This window comes from Burkholderia cepacia complex sp. TUM26381 (assembly GCF_057439935.1).
In genome coordinates this window covers 2,642,305-2,660,623 of record NZ_CM172007.1, presented here as the reverse complement: position 1 = coordinate 2,660,623, position 18,319 = coordinate 2,642,305, and the positions used below count along the sequence as shown (strand labels likewise).

General features: G+C 68.8%; 14 protein-coding genes. 7 read left to right on the top strand and 7 right to left on the bottom strand.

Annotation, left to right across the window (positions count from 1 at the left end; genetic code table 11):
* The first annotated feature begins 392 nt into the window (after nucleotides 1-392).
* Nucleotides 393-1,586, top strand: a complete 1,194-nt coding sequence (gene cml, locus ACWMMN_RS28600; protein WP_059237498.1) for a CmlA/FloR family chloramphenicol efflux MFS transporter — start codon at nucleotides 393-395, stop codon at nucleotides 1,584-1,586.
* A 63-nt stretch (nucleotides 1,587-1,649) separates the two neighbouring features.
* On the opposite strand, the gene ACWMMN_RS28595 is transcribed toward cml, so the two are convergent.
* Nucleotides 1,650-2,933: an isoprenylcysteine carboxylmethyltransferase family protein gene (locus ACWMMN_RS28595; protein ID WP_059237497.1), complete on the bottom strand. Its 1,284-nt coding sequence runs from the start codon at nucleotides 2,931-2,933 to the stop codon at nucleotides 1,650-1,652.
* 127 nt (nucleotides 2,934-3,060) lie between these two features.
* Nucleotides 3,061-5,454, bottom strand: a complete 2,394-nt coding sequence (locus tag ACWMMN_RS28590) for a collagen-like triple helix repeat-containing protein (protein ID WP_256086690.1) — start codon at nucleotides 5,452-5,454, stop codon at nucleotides 3,061-3,063.
* 360 nt (nucleotides 5,455-5,814) lie between these two features.
* Here ACWMMN_RS28590 and ACWMMN_RS28585 point away from each other — a divergent pair, with 360 nt between their 5' ends.
* Nucleotides 5,815-6,213: a carboxymuconolactone decarboxylase family protein gene (locus ACWMMN_RS28585; protein ID WP_059237495.1), complete on the top strand. Its 399-nt coding sequence runs from the start codon at nucleotides 5,815-5,817 to the stop codon at nucleotides 6,211-6,213.
* A gap of 57 nt (nucleotides 6,214-6,270) precedes the next feature.
* Here ACWMMN_RS28585 and ACWMMN_RS28580 read toward each other — a convergent pair whose 3' ends face one another.
* Genes ACWMMN_RS28580 through ACWMMN_RS28570 form a run of 3 tightly spaced genes read right to left on the bottom strand, consistent with a single transcriptional unit; the run spans nucleotide 6,271 to nucleotide 9,735 of the window.
* Nucleotides 6,271-7,254: an alpha/beta fold hydrolase gene (locus ACWMMN_RS28580; RefSeq protein ID WP_059237494.1), complete on the bottom strand. Its 984-nt coding sequence runs from the start codon at nucleotides 7,252-7,254 to the stop codon at nucleotides 6,271-6,273.
* Nucleotides 7,255-7,261: 7 nt separating this feature from the next.
* Nucleotides 7,262-8,836: a flavin-containing monooxygenase gene (locus ACWMMN_RS28575; RefSeq protein WP_486423459.1), complete on the bottom strand. Its 1,575-nt coding sequence runs from the start codon at nucleotides 8,834-8,836 to the stop codon at nucleotides 7,262-7,264.
* Nucleotides 8,833-9,735 (bottom strand): SDR family NAD(P)-dependent oxidoreductase, encoded by a 903-nt coding sequence (locus ACWMMN_RS28570; RefSeq protein ID WP_059237492.1) that lies wholly within the window; start codon nucleotides 9,733-9,735, stop codon nucleotides 8,833-8,835. Before ACWMMN_RS28570 ends, ACWMMN_RS28575 begins: the two co-directional genes overlap by 4 nt.
* A gap of 103 nt (nucleotides 9,736-9,838) precedes the next feature.
* Here ACWMMN_RS28570 and ACWMMN_RS28565 point away from each other — a divergent pair, with 103 nt between their 5' ends.
* Nucleotides 9,839-10,480 carry a TetR/AcrR family transcriptional regulator gene (locus ACWMMN_RS28565; RefSeq protein WP_226195930.1) on the top strand — a complete coding sequence of 214 codons (642 nt, stop codon included), beginning with the start codon at nucleotides 9,839-9,841 and terminating at the stop codon, nucleotides 10,478-10,480.
* A 309-nt stretch (nucleotides 10,481-10,789) separates the two neighbouring features.
* On the opposite strand, the gene ACWMMN_RS28560 is transcribed toward ACWMMN_RS28565, so the two are convergent.
* On the bottom strand, nucleotides 10,790-11,053 hold the full coding sequence (locus ACWMMN_RS28560) for a fucose-binding lectin (protein ID WP_059237490.1): 264 nt from the start codon (nucleotides 11,051-11,053) through the stop codon (nucleotides 10,790-10,792).
* A 230-nt stretch (nucleotides 11,054-11,283) separates the two neighbouring features.
* Nucleotides 11,284-12,228, bottom strand: coding sequence for a LysR family transcriptional regulator (locus tag ACWMMN_RS28555; protein ID WP_059237489.1), 945 nt, complete (start codon nucleotides 12,226-12,228; stop codon nucleotides 11,284-11,286).
* A 127-nt stretch (nucleotides 12,229-12,355) separates the two neighbouring features.
* Between ACWMMN_RS28555 and ACWMMN_RS28550 the strand changes: the two genes are divergently transcribed.
* From ACWMMN_RS28550 to ACWMMN_RS28535, 4 genes are all read left to right on the top strand, one after another.
* Entirely contained in the window at nucleotides 12,356-13,000 is a 645-nt protein-coding gene (locus ACWMMN_RS28550) for a glutathione S-transferase family protein (protein WP_059237488.1), read from the top strand.
* Between the two features lie 35 nt (nucleotides 13,001-13,035).
* Entirely contained in the window at nucleotides 13,036-15,108 is a 2,073-nt protein-coding gene (locus tag ACWMMN_RS28545; protein ID WP_340625249.1) for a pyridoxamine 5'-phosphate oxidase family protein, read from the top strand.
* 121 nt (nucleotides 15,109-15,229) lie between these two features.
* The gene (locus ACWMMN_RS28540) at nucleotides 15,230-15,433 is read left to right on the top strand and encodes a DUF2970 domain-containing protein (protein WP_006486164.1); all 204 of its coding nucleotides are present in this window, start codon (nucleotides 15,230-15,232) and stop codon (nucleotides 15,431-15,433) included.
* 601 nt (nucleotides 15,434-16,034) lie between these two features.
* The gene (locus tag ACWMMN_RS28535; RefSeq protein WP_486423458.1) at nucleotides 16,035-18,266 is read left to right on the top strand and encodes a TonB-dependent siderophore receptor; all 2,232 of its coding nucleotides are present in this window, start codon (nucleotides 16,035-16,037) and stop codon (nucleotides 18,264-18,266) included.
* Nucleotides 18,267-18,319 lie beyond the last annotated feature (53 nt).

The window sequence follows — 18,319 nt, the reverse complement described above, 5'->3', positions numbered from 1 at the left end:
GGAACGACGGTCGGGTGTCGGCGCGACGGATCGTGCGCGGACGGCCAGCACCCTACGCGAGGTGCCGGGGGGCGGCAATCGGGCAGGCGGAGAAAAGCGACGAAAAGAGGAGAATCGCGGTGTTTCGCGACAATTGGCCGCAAGGGGGCGTGAGCCGATGCCGTGCGAGAGGCTGCGGATGGTCGTGGCCGCGTTGCGCGTTCGCGCCGCGAAATCGCATACACTGCACGGCTAACGACCCCCACAAGGATCTGATCATGGGAGCGGGCCCGTCCACGGATCGCTGAGCCGCAGCAACCTTCTTCACCCGGTTGTTGCGGCGATCTCCTCTCGTCACTGACTCAGCAGGCAGATTGCCGCCGGATTTCCTTTGTCCGAGCGGAAGCCTTGTCATGCCTGATCAATCTGCGCCCGCATGGGCCTACTCGTTGCCGTCGGCCCTGCTGCTGATGGCCCCCTTCGATCTCCTCGCGTCGCTGGCCATGGACGTGTATCTGCCGGTGGTTCCGGAGATGCCGTCGGCGTTGCATGCGTCGCCCGCGATGGTTCAGTTGACGCTAAGCGTCTACATGGTCGTGCTTGGCGTGGGCCAGTTGATGTTCGGCCCGTTGTCGGATCGTGTCGGACGGCGGCCGGTCCTGCTGGGCGGCGCGCTGCTGTTCTCGGCGGCCTCGCTGGCGCTCGCGATGGCAAGCAGCGGTGACGTATTCGTTGCGCTGCGTCTGCTGCAGGCGCTGGGTGCGTCCGCCGTCCTCGTGGCTACCTTCGCGACGGTGCGCGACGTCTACGCCGGCCGGCCGGAAGGCAGCACCCTCTACAGTCAGTTCGGCGCGATCCTGGCGTTCGTGCCGGCGCTCGGGCCGATGCTCGGTGCAGGCATTGCGCACGGTTTCGGATGGCGCGCGATCTTCGTGACGCTCGGTCTGGCCGGATGTCTGGCACTCGGCCGCGCGTGGTCGCGCTGGCATGAAACGCGACCGCCGGTGAAGAGCAGGCCACGACTGCCGGTGGCGTCGATCATGCGCAACCAGTCGTTCCGGGTCCATGCGCTCGGTTTCGGCACTGCAATGGGTGCCTTTTTCGTGTTCTTCTCGATCGCGCCGCGTGTGCTCATCGGTCGTGCCGGTTTTTCCCGCACCGAATTCAGTGCGGCATTTGCCACCGTCGCGATCGTGATGATCATCGCCGCGCGCTTTGCGCGATGGTTCGTGCCGCGCTGGGGCATTCCGGGCTGCTTCGTCCGCGGCGCCGGCGTCATGATGACGGGGGCCATCGTCCTGGCGGCCTGCACCGTCGCGATGGCGCCGTCATTCGTCGCGTTCGTGATGCCGATGTGGATCGTCGCGGTCGGCATCGTTCTCATGTCGTCGGTGACGGCGAACGGTGCGCTTCGGGATTTCGACGATGCCGCGGGAACCGCGGTCGCGCTGTATTACTGTGTTCAGAGCCTGATCGTCGGCGGGGCCGGCACGTTTGCGACCTTGGTACTGCCGGGCGATACGCCGTGGCCGTTGGCGGGATTTTGCTTCGTCATGCCGGCGGCATGCGTCGTCGCGATTTCCATGTTGAAGCGCCGATGCGGATGAGCCGGCGGCGTGCGCGTTGGCGGCCGGGCCGACGCGTGGCCGGCCCGGCACGGAGTCGCCGGGTCACGCCGCCTGCCGCCCTCCGAACGCGTGCCGGATTCGCGCGAACAGCCCGTGCTGCGCGATCCATTCGGCATAGGCGCGATAGTCGGGATCGCGCATCAGGTGACGTTCTTCCGTCTTCGCGCGCGTGTAGTAGATCAGGTTGACCGCGACGAGCCCGGCGCAGTGCATGAGCCCGATCTGCCAGCCGAGCGGCTCGACGAACGGCACCGACACCATCCAGTACGACAGGTTCTTCGTGATGTACGCCGGATGCTTGGTGAAGCGGTACGGGCCCGACGTGATGATCCCGCGGTTGGTGAGGTTCGAGAAACGCAGCCCGAACGAGATCGTGCACAGCGCGTAGGTCAGCAGCAGCAGGATGATCGCCGCGCCCCAGATCACGCGCAGCGTCGGCGCCGACAGCAGCCAGTTGTCCCAGAACACCGAGCCTTCGTAGCGGATGTAGTTGTTCGAGATCAGCGACCAGAACGGCTGGTAGCAGATCAGCGCGGCCACCCAGCCGAGCGTCGTCGGCTCGACGGTGCGCACGTGGCTGTCGAGGATGCGGAACGTGCACAGGTAGCCGACGGTGCCGAACATCAGATCCATCGTGAACGACAGGTCGTACATGAACACGAAGGTCGAGATCGTCATCGGCGCGTGCATCGCGTTCGCGAGCGACGCGCTCAGGTGATCGGCGTCCTTCGACAGATACACGGTCATCAGCGGCAGGAAGAATGCCTTCACGCCCCAGCCGGCCAGCATCTCGCGCACCGGTTTCCAGCTCGCGGGCTGCTCGCGGCGGAACAGGAAGCGGCCCCACAGCAGGTACGCGTCGTCGGTCTCGCGCTGGTGGCGGTCCATCCACGCGAAGTAGAACGGCGCGGCGACGATCACGTACGGCGCGAGCGAGCGCAGCAGCGACCAGAACGGCAAGTAGAACGCGCCGTGGTATTCGGGCAGCAGCCAGTAGATGACGCCGATGCCCGCGTAGATCGACGTCAGCGCGCCGAGCCGCGTCGTGACGCGCGCGATGCCCAGGGGCCGGACGGCCTGGCGCGACAGCCCGGCACTCGGGCGCAGGTAGACGCGCGAGATGAAGAGTTCGTGCAGCGCGATCGTGCCGATGATCGCGAGGCTGGCGATGACCGCGCGCGTGGCTGCATCGAGCGTCGGATGGTCGCGCGTGACCCACAGCGCAAAGAGCCCGGCCGTGATGCCGAGCAGGCCGGCCCGGAAGGGCGTGGCGGAACGGGGTGGGCGGTCCTGGGCCGCGACGATGCCGTCGAGCGTGGAATTCATGGTTGGATCCTCGTAGGGATGAGGGCCGGCGTCCCCGCTTGGCGGGTGACGCCGGCCGTCGGCCGGGCTTTGTATGGATGCGCGCCCGGCCATTGGCCTGTCGTTCTGGTTCGTGATGCGTTAAGGCTTACTTCTTGGTGCCGCCGCCCAGCAGACCGCCGAGCAGGTTGGTCACCGGCGACAGCAGGTTGCCGGCACCGCCTGCGGCGCCGCCGCTCGAGCCGCCCGTCAGGCCGGCTGCGACGGTGCCGCTGCCGGCCGGCGTGGTCACCGTGCCGGCTGCTGCGCCGGGGCTGACCGTGCCGGTGGCGCCGGCCGAGCCGGCCGGCGTCGTCAAGGCACCCGTGAGCGCACCGACCGGGCCGCTCGTCAGCACGCCGCCGAGCGAGCCGGTCACGTTGCCGCCCGGCGTCGTGACGGTGCCGGTGAGGCTGGCGCCGAGCGGCGTCAGCGAGTTGACGAGGTTGGTGACCGGCGCCAGCAGGCCGCCGATGCCCGCGCCACCGGTGCCGCTGGTGCCGCCGGTACCGCTCGTCCCGCCCGTGCCGCTCGACCCGATGCCGCCGAGCGCGCCCGTCAGCGAGCCGAGCAGGCCCGTGACGGGGCCGAGCGGCCCGCCGCTGCTCGTGCCGCTGGTGCCGCCCGAACCGCTCGAGCTGCCGCCGCCGAGCGCGCCCGTCAGCGTGCCGAGCAGGCCCGTGATCGGGGCGAGCGGGTTGCTGCCGCCGGTGCCGCTGCTGGAGCTGCCCGCGTTGTTGTCGTGGACGAGGCCGCCGGCCGACGTCACCGTGTTGCCGAGCTGCGTCACGACGCCGCCGAGTCCCGCGCCGACCGGGTTGTCGGTTGCGCCGCCGACCTTCGAGCCCGCGAGCGCGAGACCGTTGCCGAGCGTGCTCAGCAGGCCGTTGAGCGGCGTGCCGAGCAGCGTGACGCCACCGAGCGTCTGCGTGGCGCCCGGCGTCGCGACACCGCCGGTCAGCGTATTCGTGATCGGGTTGATCAGCTTGCCGACCTGCGTCTCGAGCTGCTGGACCGGCGCGCTGTTCAGCGCCGTGTTGAGACCCGACGCGGTCGAATTGACGGCGCCGCCGACGGTATTGACGAGATCGCCGACGAGCGTCGTGACCGGGGACAGCGGCGACAGCGGGCCGGAGCCGAGGCTCTTCACCGCGTTGCCGAGGTTGTTGACCGCGCCGCCGGCGCCGGTCAGCAGGCCGGTGGTCGACGTCAGCGTCGGTCCGAGCGGGTTCGCCGACACGCCGATCGAGCCGAGGCCGGCCGCGACGCCATTGCCGAGCGACTGCACGCCGTTGCCGAGGCTCGTGACAGCGTTGCCGACGCTGGTGGCCGTCGTCGGGTTCGTGCCGGGGATCTGCACGCCGCCGATCTGACCGCCGCCGTTCGCGACCGTCGTGCCGAGCGCCGTCACGAGGTTGCCGGATTTCTGGAGGACATTGCCGAGGGGGGTGACGCCGGTGCCGGAGGTACCCGAGGTACCGGAAGTGCCCGACGTGCCGGAGGTACCCGAGGTACCGGAAGTGCCCGACGTGCCGGAAGTGCCCGAGGTGCCGGAAGTGCCCGAGGTGCCGGAAGTGCCCGACGTGCCGGAAGTGCCCGAGGTGCCGGAGGTGCCCGAGGTGCCGGAGGTGCCGGAGGTGCCCGACGTGCCGGAGGTGCCCGACGTACCGGAAGTGCCCGACGTACCGGAAGTACCCGACGTGCCGGAAGTGCCCGAGGTGCCGGAAGTACCCGAGGTGCCGGAAGTACCCGAGGTGCCGGAAGTACCCGAGGTGCCGGAAGTACCCGACGTACCGGAGGTGCCCGACGTGCCGGAAGTACCCGAGGTACCGGAAGTACCCGACGTGCCGGAAGTACCCGAGGTGCCGGAAGTACCCGAGGTGCCGGAAGTGCCCGACGTACCGGAAGTACCCGAGGTACCGGAAGTCCCCGAGGTACCGGAAGTGCCCGACGTACCGGAGGTGCCCGACGTACCGGAAGTCCCCGAGGTACCGGAAGTACCCGACGTGCCGGAAGTACCCGAGGTGCCGGAAGTACCCGAGGTGCCGGAAGTGCCCGACGTACCGGAAGTACCCGAGGTACCGGAAGTCCCCGAGGTACCGGAAGTGCCCGACGTACCGGAAGTGCCCGACGTACCGGAAGTGCCCGACGTACCGGAAGTCCCCGAGGTACCGGAAGTACCTGAGGTGCCGGAAGTACCCGACGTACCGGAAGTACCCGACGTGCCGGAAGTACCCGAGGTACCGGAAGTACCCGAGGTGCCTGAAGTACCCGAGGTACCGGAAGTACCCGACGTACCGGAAGTCCCCGAACTACCGCCACCCGACGTCCCCGACGAACCGCCGCCGGACGTACCGGACGTCCCCGAAGTGCCACCCGTCCCGGACGTGCTCGGTTTGATCGTCGGCGGGGTCGTCGGTCCATCGACCGAGCCGCAGCCGTACAGCGCGAGCAGTGACGAGACGGCCATCGTTACCGTCGTCTTTTTGAAGAGTTTGTGCATGTTGGCCTCGACATTGGAAGTGTGTCGAAGCCTTCACTGCAAATTCCGCGCCACGACAGGTTTCGAGAAACGGTGTCGTGCTTTGTTGCGGGAATCGGGAATATCGGCGCGATTTAAACGGAGTAATGGCGGATTCGCGCGACGGGCACGTCCGGTGCGCCTGCGTGTCCGTTGCGATGTTCCCGTAAGCCGACGTAACGTGCGGCGCGATGTTACGTAGCGTTCGACATCGCGTTGCGCGGGCAGGGGCGAACCGAGGGCCGCATCTTTGACGAAACGCGGCGGCCCGATGAACATGGCGCGAAATCCCCCGGCCGCCGGTGGCGTTGAAGCGGCCACGACTCCAACCAGGACACCGACATGAGCGAACAGGACAGGGAATACGGCAAGGCGCGGCGGATCGACGTGATGGGCGAGGCGTTCGTCGAGCGCGCGATGCGCGATCTCGACGGATTTTCGCGTCCGTTGCAGAACTGGCTGAACGAACATGCGTGGGGCAGCACGTGGCAGCGGGGCGGGATCGACCTGAAGACGCGCAGCCTGTGCACGTGCGCGATGCTGGCGGCGCTCGGCCGCAGCACGGAATTGAAGGGGCACATTCGCGGTGCGCTCAACAACGGCGCGAGCCTCGTCGAAATCCGCGAGGTGTTGCTGCACAGCGCGCTGTACGCGGGGGCGCCGGCCGCGGTCGAGGCGTTCCGGACCGCGCGCGAGGTGATATCGGATCTCGGGCTGTCGCTACCCGACGACGAAGCCTGATTCCGCCGCGGTGCCGGCGGCACGGCACGGAATCAGGCCCGGTTTCGCTGCCGCGGCTTACGCGATGCGTGCCGCCGGTGCGGCTGCTTCGACCGGCGCGGCGGCGACTTCGAGCAGCCAGTCGGCCGTCGCATCGGGAATCGTGACCGGCAGCATGTGCCCGCCCTCGACCACTTTCAGCCGCACGCGCGCCGATTTCTTCGCGAGCGCTTCGCCGTGCTCGCGCCAGTTCAGGATCGGATCGGCGCGGCCGTACAGCACGTCGACCGGCAGCGCGAGGTCCGCGTAGCGGCGTTCCATCGCGGGCAGGTCGACGGGCGCCGACAGCAGGTCCGTCGCCGTTGCGTAGAACACGTGCGGGCGCATCCCGAGCAGGCCGCCGCCCTTGACCGGGAAGTCGCGCGGCACGTCTTCCGGCGCGAACACCTGGCGCACCGCCTTGCGGCCGGTCAGGATCGTCAGCGGGATCGCGAAGGTCCACGACACGAAGCGGCGCACGAGCGGCGACGGCAGCATCAGCGGCCGGAACGGCGCGGGCGGCTCGGTTTGCTCGTGCGACAGCGGGGCGATCAGCGCGAGCCGGCTCACGCGGTCCGCATGGTTGAGGCCGACCGCCAGCGCGATCGCGCCGCCGAGCGAATGGCCGACCAGCACGGGCTTGTCGAGCCGCAGCGCGTCGATGAACGCGGCGACCGTGCGGGCCTGCGCGTACACGTTCGCCTGCGAACCCGCGCCGCGCAGCGAGCGGCCGGCGCCCGGACGGTCGATGATGATCACGCGATGCCGTTGCGCGAGACGTGCAAGCGGCAGGTACGCGAAGTTGCGCAACTGCCCCGCGAGCCCGTGGACGAACACGATCGGCGGGCCGTCGCCGTATTCGACGTAGTGGATGCGGTCGCCGCCGATGTCCACGAAGCGGCCTTCGGGCGGAAACCCGCGCGTCACGCGCCGGGCCACGTAACCGGTAAACAGCGCGAGCGCGGCGAGCACCGCCACGACGCCGAGCAGTACGTTCTGGATCAGATGGAGCACAGGGGTCATGTCGGCCTCAACGGGTTTCGAGTGCGGGTTCGGCGACCGGCGCGGTGGCGGCCGGGCCGGTTTTTGCGCGGCGTTCGAAATGCATCGCCGAATCGGCGAGCGCGCTGAACTTCAGCGAGGCAAGATCGCGCACGTAGTTCTGGTGGAATTTCCACGGCTTGTGATGGCCCTGCTTCGGCAGGATGCCGGCCGCGCGCTGGATGTAGCCCGAGCTCAGGTTGACGGCCGGCACGTCGCCGAGTTCGCCGGCGCCGAGCCGCGGCACGCACGTGTCGTAGTCGTTCGCGCGCATGTGGTTGAGCAGTCGGCACACGTAGCGCGCGATCAGTTCGGCCTTCAGCGTCCACGACGCGTTCGTGTAGCCGAACGACGACGCGAGATTCGGCACGTCGCTGTACATCATCCCCTTGTACGACACGGTCTCCGGCAGGTCGACCACGCGGCCGTCGACGGTGACGCGCGCGCCGCCGAGCATCTTCACTTTGAGCCCGGTCGCGGTGACGATCACGTCCGCGTCGAGCTGCTGGCCGCTCTTGAGCTTGAGGCCGGTCGGCGTGAAGCGCTCGATCTCGTCGGTGACGATCGACGCGCGGCCCGCGCGGATCGACTTGAACAGGTCGCCGTTCGGCACGAGGCACACGCGCTGGTCCCACGGCATGTAGCGCGGCGTCAGGTGCTTCGCGACGTCGAAGTCGGGGCCGAGCTGCTTGCTGGCCGCGCGGATGATGAACTTCTTCGTCTGGTCGGGCTTGCGGCGCGACACGTTGTACAGGTAAATCGTCAGCAGCACGTTCTTCACGCGCACGAGCCGGTGCGCGAGCCGCGACGGCAGCACGCGGCGCAATGCATTCGCGATCTTGTCGCGGGCGGGCAGCGACACGATGTAGGTCGGCGAACGTTGCAGCATCGTCACGTGCTGTGCGTCGGCCGCCATCGACGGCACGAGCGTGACGGCCGTCGCGCCGCTGCCGATCACGACGACCCGCCGGTTCGCGTACGACAGGTCCTTCGGCCAGTGCTGCGGATGCACGAGGTTGCCCTCGAACGTGTCCAGGCCGGGCCAGTCGGGCCGGTAGCCGGCGTCGTAGTCGTAGTAGCCGCTGCACATGAACAGGAAGCGGCAGGTGGTCACGAGCGTGTCGGTCGTGCCGCCCTGCGTGCGCTCGATGCGCACCGTCCAGCGTGCACGGTTCGAATCCCAGTCGGCCGCGACGACCTTCTGGCCGTAGCGGATCGTCTTGTCGATGCCGTACGTGCGCGCGGTGTCGCGGATGTAGTCGAGGATCGTCTGGCCGTCGGAAATCGCCTTGTCGCTGTGCCACGGGCGGAAGCTGTAGCCGAGCGTAAACATGTCGGAATCCGAACGGACGCCCGGATAGCGGAACAGATCCCAGGTGCCGCCGATCGCTTCGCGCGCTTCGACGATCGCGACGCTCGCATGCGGGCAGCGCTGCTTCAGGTGATACGCGGCGCCGATGCCGGACAGGCCGGCGCCGACGATCAGCACGTCGAGGTCGTTGCTGTCGCGGCGGGCGCCGGGGGCGGGCGGCGCATCGCGCCGGTCGGTCGTCGTCGAGGTCATGCGGGGTCCTTGGTCGGCGTGGTCGGGAGCGCGGCCGGGGCATGCGCGCGGTCGAGGTTGCGTGCGCGGGCGCGGCGCACGTGGCGCAGCATCAGCCACTGGTAACCGGCGCCGAGCAGGCGCGCGATCCGGTCGAGCCGGCGCGCGTCGGCGCCGACGAGCACGCGGCGCGCATTGCGCTCGACGCCCGCGAGGATCTGCCGCGCGGCGTCGTCGGCCGTCGTTGCATTGATCAGACGGTTCGCCTGGCGGCGATGGGTCGCTTCGTCCTGGCCCGTCAGTGCGTGAATGCTGGTATCGACGCGGCCCGCGTCGACGATGCTGGTCGCGACGCCGCCCGGATGCACGCAGGTCGCGCTCACCGGCGCGCCGTCGAGCTCGAGTTCCATCCGCAGCGCTTCGGTGAAGCCGCGCACCGCGAACTTGGTTGCGTTGTATGCGCTTTGCGTCGGCATCGCGACGAGGCCGAACAGGCTCGACGTGTTGACGATGTGACCGTCGCCGGACGCGCGCAGGTGCGGCAGGAACGCCTGCGTGCCGTGCACGACGCCCCAGAAGTTGATACCGACGATCCATTCGAGATCGGCGAGGCGCGCGGTCTCGGCGCTGGCGGCCAGCGACACGCCCGCGTTGTTGAAGATCAGGTTGACCTTGCCGTGCCCGGCGCGGACGAAATCGGCCCACGCGAACACCGCATCGCGGTCGGCGACGTCGAGCCGCCGCGTGCTCACCCGCACGCCGTGCTGCGCGCATGCGGCCGCCGTGCCGGCGAGCCCGGTTTCGTTGACGTCGGCGAGCGCGACCTCGCAGCCGCGCCGCGCGAGCTCGACCGCGAGGCTGCGGCCCATGCCCGAACCGGCGCCCGTGATCGCGGCGACCTTCCCGGAAAACCCCTTCATTCGTCGTTCCTCCCGTTCCGCTTGCGCTGCACCGGCGGCGCGCCTATTGTGGTGTTGGTCGTCACCACTTTAGTTTTCGGGTGTCCTGATGTCAAATAGCGGAATGGAGAAAGCACTCGAAACGGAAAAAAGGGGCCGGTCGTATGGCGGCGTGGCGCCCGAGGTACGGGCCGCCGAGCGGCGCGACGCGTTGATCCGCGCGGCGACGCGCGTGTTCGGCACGGTCGGGTTCCGCAAGGCGACCGTGCGGTCGATCTGCCAGGAAGCGAAGCTGAACGATCGCTATTTCTATGCGGCGTTCGACAGCACCGAGGATCTGCTGCGCTGCACCTACCTGCATCACGCGCAGCAATTGCATGACGCGGTCGCGCAGGCGGTGGCCGAGCGCGGCGGCGATCTGTACGAGAGCGTCGACGTCGGGCTTGCCGCGTTCTTCGGGTTCCTGCGCGACCCGTGCGCGGCCCGTGTGCTGCTGCTCGAGGTGATGGGCGTGAGCGCGGACACCGACATGACGTACCAGCGCATGCTGATCGACTTCGGCAAGCTGATCATGGCGATCGGCGCGCCGCATGAAGCGGCGACGCCCGCGGAGCGCACCGAGCAGCGGCTGATCGGGCTCGCGCTCGTCGGCGCGATGACGAACGTCGGCGCGGCGTGGCTGCTCACCGAATATCGCGATCCGGAGGCGCAGATGATCGCGAGTTGCCGGCGGGTGCTGCTGGGGACGTTGCGGGAAATCGGGTAGGCCGGATGGTATTGCGCCATTCCCGTAATGCCCCGGCAATGGCAGGCTGAAAATGAAAAAACAGGATAACCGCACGGTGCCCGGGGCGCCGTGTTGTCATTGCATGCGATTTAATCGTCTTTTTAATAAATAAAAATGAGATTGGGTGACGAATTGTGATCGGGTTTAAAAATATCGCTGTATTAATCTTTCTCCATGCGCCATTGATTGATGGCGGGATGCGATGGCAATTAAAAAACGGCGCAATGTGAAACGGCTCGCATTGCGCCGATCGTGGCGCTCAACCCTCGGCGCCCCAGGCACGTTCGATCAGGAACCCGTGTATCCGCCCCGGGTCCAGCCGTCGCCATCCCAGCAATACTCGGTCGTCGTCCCGCCGCTGGTCGCGTACACGCGGATGTGGATTGCGCTTCCGACCAGCCAGCATGTCGCGGACACGTTGTCGCCTGCCTGGTTGAACGCACCCGTGTACCAGTTCTGGCCGTCGTAGCAGCGTTCGGTGATCTTGTTGCCGTTGGCCGTGTAGACGCGGATCGACGGCGTGCTTCCCCATGAAATTGCGGCGGTTTGCATTTTCAGACTCCTTTGTTGAATAAAGTGGAGTATTGAGGCATTTCGGTAAACGCAAATCAGCGTATTACCGGGAATAAGATTAGTAGAAAAAATGGAAAGGCAATGCCTAATTTTCGGAAATAAAAGAGGGTATATTCGATCCGAATCGGAAAGCCGCGAGAAAGGAATTTGGAGGTAATTGAAGCGCACGGATTGCCGCAGCGTCGTCCGGCATGACCGGCAATCCGGGTTCAGCCGGTCGTGCGTTTCGCACGCACCGGTGCCCCCGGCGGCGTCTCCCCGATCCGCCCCTTCATCGCATCGATGAACGCCCGCACCTTCGGCGATGGCAGCCGCGTCGACGGATACACCGCGTGAATCCCGGCCGGCGCCGTGCGCCACCCCGGCAGCAGCCGTACGAGCCGGCCGGCTGCGACGTCGTCCGCGGTCGAGAAATCCGTCAGCAGCCCGAAGCCGCCGCCCGCGAGCACGATCGCGCGGCACGCGGTCGCGGTGTTCGACACGACCGGCGCGACGCAGCGCACCGCCGCATGGGCGCCGTCCATGTTGCCGAGTTCGAGCGTGTGCGGGCGCGACAGCGTCGACAGCATCACGAACGGCAGTCCGGCGAGCGCATCCGGATCGCGCGGCAGCCCGTACCGCGCGACGAACGCAGGGCTTGCCACCAGCCATTTCTCGTACGTGCCGAGCTGTACCGCGCGGTAGTTCGAATCGGCGAGGCGGCCGATCCGGATCGCGACGTCGAGGTTGTCCGCGACGAGATCGACGACGCGGTCGTTCGCCACCAGTTCGACATCGAGCTCCGGATGCCGGTCGCGCAACGCGACGACGGCCGGCGCGACGACCAGCGCACCGTAGTCGATCGGCACGCTCGCGCGCAGCGTGCCGCGCAGCGGCCCGGCATCGGACGACACCGCGTCGAGCGCGGTTTCGGTCGCGCGCACGATGTCGCGGCACGCGTCGTAGAACACGCGGCCCGCATCGGTCACGCTCAGTCGCCGGGTCGTGCGCACCAGCAGGTTCGCGCCGACCTCCGATTCGAGGCGCTGCATGTGCGTGCTGACGACCGTCTTCGCGAGGCCGAGCCGCTCGGCCGCGGCCGTCAGCGAGCCGGCATCGACCACCGCAACGAAGATCGCCAGCCGGTTCAGGTTCACGTCGCGCAGGTCGGCCATCGTCGATTGTCCTATGAAAGCGGATAATGTTTCCACGATTATCCGTCTTCTGGCGATGAACGGCGAGCGCTACGCTGGAGCCGTTCGTCGCCGACTCCCGGCGGCGCGAGATTCCGGAGTGTTTTCCATGTCTGCCGCCCGCAAGCCTGCCTCGCCGATCCGCGTCTATTCGTTCCTGCTCTCGGGGCATGCGCACCGTGTCCGGCTGTTCCTGTCGCTGCTCGGGCTGCCGTCCGAGACCATCGACGTCGATCTCGCGGCCGGCGCGCAACGCGAACCGGCGTTCCTCGCGCTCAATCCGTTCGGGCAGGTGCCCGTGATCGACGATGGCGGCACCGTGATCGCCGATTCGAACGCGATTCTCGTGTACCTCGCGAAGCGCTACGGCGACGCGCACTGGCTGCCCGGCGACCCGGTCGGCGCGGCGGCCGTGCAGCGCTGGCTGTCGTACGCGGCCGGCCCGATCGCGTCGGGCCCGGCGGCCGCGCGGCTCGTGACCGTGTTCGGGGCGCCGCTCGACCCGGAGGCGGCCAAGCGCACGGCCGCGAAGGTGCTCGACGTGATCGATCGCGAACTGGCCGGCAAGCCGTTCGCGGCCGGCGCGCAGCCGACGATCGCGGACATCGCCGCGTACACGTACATCGCGCACGCACCGGAAGGCGGCGTGTCGCTCGAACCGTATCCGCACGTCCGGGCGTGGCTGGCCCGCGTCGAGGCGCTGCCGGGCTTCGTCGGCATGCCGACGACGCGCGCGGGCCTGCTCGCCGCGTAACGCCCCCCACAACCGCGCCTGTCCAGGAGAACGCGATGAACGCGCCGACCGCCGTCATACCGGGCTGGGAACTCGATACCGCGCCGTTTCACGCGGGCGAACTCGCCGTGCAGCAGCGCGCGGGCGTGAGCGAGGCCGCAGGCGCGGCCGGCCGGCGCGGGATCCGGCGCTTCATGCCGGACCAGCACCGGACGTTCTTCGCGCAACTGCCGTTCTTCGTGCTCGGCGGCGTCGATGCGCACGGGCAGCCGTGGGCGACGCTGCGCGCCGGCGCGCCGGGCTTCGTCACGTCGCCGGATGCACGCACGCTGCGCATCGCGGCGCGTGCGCTGCCGGGCGATCCGCTGGCCGGCGCGTGGCAGCCGGGCGCGGCGCTCGGCGGGCTCGGGATCGAATTCGATACGCGGCGGCGCAATCGCGTGAACGGCGTCGTGCGCGCGATCGATGGCGATGCGCTGACGATCGCGGTCGAGCAGAGCTTCGGCAACTGCGCGAAGTACATTCAGGGTCGCAAGCCGGCCTTCGTCGCGCGGGCCGTCGATGCATCCGTCGCGCCCGACGTGTCCGACGCGTTGAGCGAGGCGGATCGGGCGCTGCTCGCGCAGGCCGACACGTTCTTCGTCGCGAGTGCGAACACGTCGGCGGATGCGGGCGCCGCGCGCGGCGCGGACGTATCGCATCGCGGCGGGATGCCGGGCTTCGTGCGCGTCGACGATGCGCATACGCTGACGACGCCCGATTTCAGCGGCAACCGCTTCTTCAACACGCTCGGCAACCTGCAGCACGATCCGCGCGCGGGGTTGCTGTTCGTCGATTTCGACAGCGGCGACCTGCTGTATGTCGCCGCGCACGCGGAAATCGTGTGGGACGGGCCGCTCGTCGCGTCGTTCGACGGCGCGCAGCGCGTCGTGCGCTTCCATGTGCGGGAAGTGCGGCGCGTGCGTGCGGTGCTGCCGTTCCGGTGGTCGGCGGTCGAGCGCGCGCCGCAGTTCGTGGCGACGGCGGCGGCTTCGGAGGGCGTGGCGGGGGCTGCCCCTGCGGCGCCTGCGGCCGCACCTGCATCGGCACCCGAATCGGCACCCGCATGGCGGCCGCTGCGCATTGCGAAGATCGTCGACGAAGCGCGCGCGATCCGGTCGTTCCATTTCGAACTGGCGGACGGCGGCGCGTTGCCCGCCTATGAAGCCGGGCAGCACCTGACGCTGCGCATCGCGCTGCCGGGCAGCGATGCGCCGGCGATTCGCAGCTACACGCTGTCCGGCGCGCCGGGCGGCGCGCAGTACCGGATCAGCGTGAAGCGCGAAGGACGCGCATCGGCGTGGCTGCACGATCACGCGCAGGCGGGCATGACGCTCGACGCGCAGATGCCGCGCGGCCGCTTCACGTTCGATCTCGCGAGCCCGCGGCCGGCCGTGCTCGTGTCGGCCGGCATCGGCATCACGCCGATGGTCGCGATGCTGCACCGTGCGCTGGCCGACGACACACCGTCGCGCCGCGTCGTGTTCGTGCACGGCGCGCGCGAAGCGGCCGACCGGCCGTTCGCGGCGCAACTGGCGCACCTCGCGGCCACCGATCCACGCGTGTCGCTTCACTGGTTCGACAGTCATCCCGGCGAAGGCTCGGCAGCGCGGGCCGGCCGCATCGACATCGCGCAACTGAAGCGGATCCTGTCGTTCGACGACTACGACTTCTACCTGTGCGGGCCGGCGGCGTTCATGCGCGACCTGTACGACGGGCTGCGCGCGCTGAACGTGGCGGACGAGCGCATCCGCTTCGAGGCGTTCGGGCCGTCGAGCGTCGCACGCAGTACGACCCGCGCGTCAGCGACGCCGGCGGCGGCAAGCGTGCCGGTCGTGTTCCGGCGCACGGCGCGCGAAGCCGCGTGGACGCCCGCCGACGGCACGCTGCTCGAATTCGCGGAAGGGCAGCGCGTGGCCGTGCCGTCCGAATGCCGCTCCGGTTCGTGCGGCACGTGCGCGACGCGCGTGCTGTCCGGTTCGGTCGACTACGAGCAAACGCCCGATGCAGCGGTCGAACCCGGCTGCGCGCTGCTGTGCGTCGCGCGGCCCGCGGCAGGGGCCACGGAGCCGCTCGTGCTCGACCGCTGACGCCCCTGCGACATGCCGCCGCAGACGGCCTGCTGCGCGAAAAGCGCGCGCAACTGCTTCTTTTTTCGGATGCCGGTCGGATCGACGATAGCGTCAACCGATTCGATGAAAGGAGCCCATCATGAAACTGCTCGGCATGGTCCGCCTGGTCCTGTGGAGTTTCTTCGGCGTGCGCAACAGCAAGGCGCACGCGACCGATCTCGCGAACGCCAACTTCACGTTGCTGCCGTTCGTGGCGATCCTGCTCGCGCTGCTGGTCGGCGCGGTGATCTACGGCGTCGTGCATCTGGTCGTCGATCCGACCGTGACGATGCAGGGGTTCTGAGCGGCCCGGAAACCGCGAGCGGACGATATCGCCTGCTCGCGGTTTCCGTCGCTTGACCGGCGCGGGATCGCGCCGATCGTCGACGTTGCGTCGCATGACGGGCGGCGCGGCCGGATCGTCGCCGTTGCCGTGCCGCCCGAAGCGCTTTTCCCCGTTCCCGCCTTTCCCGCCCCCCGTTCCGCCGGATTCCACGGTCAATGCGCCCGCCCGGGGTAAAATGCGCGCCACGCCGCGATGTCGCGCGCGACGGGCAGGCCGCCGTTCCGACGAGAACGGCCGGCGCAAGGCCCGCCGCCCGCACCGGGGCGTTCGAAGCGTCCCCCGCATGACACGACCGCGCGATGCCGCCGGCCGCCCGCCAGTTCCCGACGAAGCCGTCGACAGCTGCGTCGGTGCCCGGCGCGTCACCTGAATCCGATGTCCCATCCTGCGTCTTCCTGACCGGCCGGCACGCGCGCGTGCCGAATCGTCCGATTCGCCTGATGAAAATCGTGTCGACGCATGTGTCCGGAGGAAGGGGCGGATGTATCCGCGGGAGCACGCTTCGCAGCTTCGTAACGGGTTTCGACAAGGTCGAGTGGCGAGTTTTCCATCCAGAACAATGACGGTGAATAGAACAACAGCGTTGCCCGCACGGCGGCGGCGCACGAAGGTCGGGCTCGGAGTCGGCCTCGGCATCACGCTTTTCGCGGCGCAGGCCGCCGCGGCACCCGGCGACGCGCCCGCACCGGACGCCGGCGCGGCCGGCAGCGCGACGCTGCCTGCCATCACGGTGAGCGGCGAGCGCGGCAGCACGCTGCGCGCGCGCGAAGCCTCGGTCGCGGGGCTGGACGACGCGCCGCTGCGCGACACGCCGGCGTCGGTGAACGTCATCACGCGCGCGCTGATCGACGACCAGCAGGCGAAGCGGCTGAGCGACGTCGTGCGCAACGACGCATCGGTCGTCAACGACTACGCGCCGGTCGGCTATTTCGAAGGCTTCGCGATCCGCGGCTTTCCGGTCGATCTCGCGAGCGCGATCCGGATCGACGGGCTGACGGTGTCCGGCGAGCAGAACGTGCCGCTCGAGAACAAGGAGCGCGTCGAGATCCTGAAGGGGCTCGCGGGTATCGACAGCGGCGTCGTCGCACCCGGCGGCGTGATCAACTTCGTGACCAAGCGCTCCGCGAACGTCGCGAGCGTGACGGGCGGCGTCGACAGCCGCGGCTCGACGTCGGCGGCCGTCGATCTCGGCCGCCGCTTCGGCCCCGACAATCAGTTCGGCTTCCGGATCAATGCCGCGAAGGAGAACCTGCACTCCTACATCGACGGCACCAACGGGCGGCGCACGTTCGGCTCGATCGCCGCCGACTGGGACATCAGCCCGCGCGCGAGCCTGCAGCTCAACGCCGAATTCCAGCAGTGGATCCAGCGCTCGGCGCCCGGCTACCAGCTGCTCGGCGGCACCGTCGTGCCGTCGGTCAAGACGACGTCGAAGGCGCTCGGCACGCAGCCGTGGGCGAAACCGGTGACGACCGACGCGCTGAACCTGAACGCGCGCTTCGACTACCAGTTCAACGACGACTGGAAGGCCTACCTCGCCGCCGGCCGCAGCCGCACGATGATCGACGACAACAGCGCGTTCGCGTACGGCTGTTCTTACGCGGCGAGCTGCACGGCCGGCGCGACGTCGCCGTTCTTCTTCGGCGCGAACGGCGACTACGACGTCTACGACTTCCGCAGCCCCGGCGAATACCGGCGCAACGACGACCTGCGCGCGGTCGCGACCGGCAAGTTCGCGACGGGGCCGCTGCGGCACGAGCTGACGCTCGGCGTGAGCGTGCAGCGGCGCGTCGTGCACATGGCCGACGCGGTGTACGACTACGTGGGCAGCGAGAACGTCTACGGGCCCGACGTGACCTTCTCGCCGTCGCCGAATTCGCCGGGGCCGTCGTATCCGCGCCTCGACGCGTGGCAATACGGCGTGTTCGGGCTCGACCGCATCAGCATCGGCGAACACTGGCAGGTGCTCGCGGGCGGCAAGGAGGTGCTGCTGCGCCAGCGCAGCTGGAGCAGCCTCGACGGCGACACGGCGCGCACCGACCGCTCGGTGTTCCTGCCGCAGGTCGCGCTCGTCTACAAGCCGGTGAACGTGCTGTCGCTGTATGCGTCGTACAGCAAGGCGCTGTCGCTCGGCGACCAGGCGCCGGTACGCGCGACCAACGCGTATGCGTTCCTGCCGCCCGTCGAATCGCACCAGTTCGAGGTCGGCGCGAAATACGACTGGCTTGACCGGCTGAGCCTCACGGCCGCCGTGTTCTCGATCAGCAAGCCGTTCCAGTTCGCCGACCCGGATCCGTCGGGCACGTCCTATACGTTCGTGCAGCGCGGCACGCAGCGGCACCAGGGGATCGAGCTCGGCGCGGCCGGCCGCCTGACCGGGCGGCTGGGGCTGACGGCCAGCGTCGCGGCGATTCGCGCTCGTGCGGTCGATTCGGGGTCGCCGACCTACGAAGGGCACCAGATCATCAACGTGCCGGCGTTGCGTGCGTCGCTGTATGCGGACTACGCGGTGCCGGGCGTCGCGGGCCTGAACGTGCTCGGCGGCGTCGAGTACAGCGCGGCGCGCAATGCGAACGAAGAAGGCACCGCGCGCGTGCCGTCGTGGTTCGTGTTCAATCTCGGCGCGCGCTATACGACGAAGATCGGCGGCCATCGCACGGTGCTGCGCGTGTCGGTCGACAACCTGTTCAACAAGTTCTACTGGCGCGACGCGGGCGAGCAGCAGGGCGATGCTTACCTGTTCCCGGGGGCGCCGCGCACCGCGCGCGTGTCGTTGACTTATGATTTCTGACCGTCCGGAACCGGCCGCGTGATGCGCCGCCCCGGCAGCTAACCAGGAGAGCA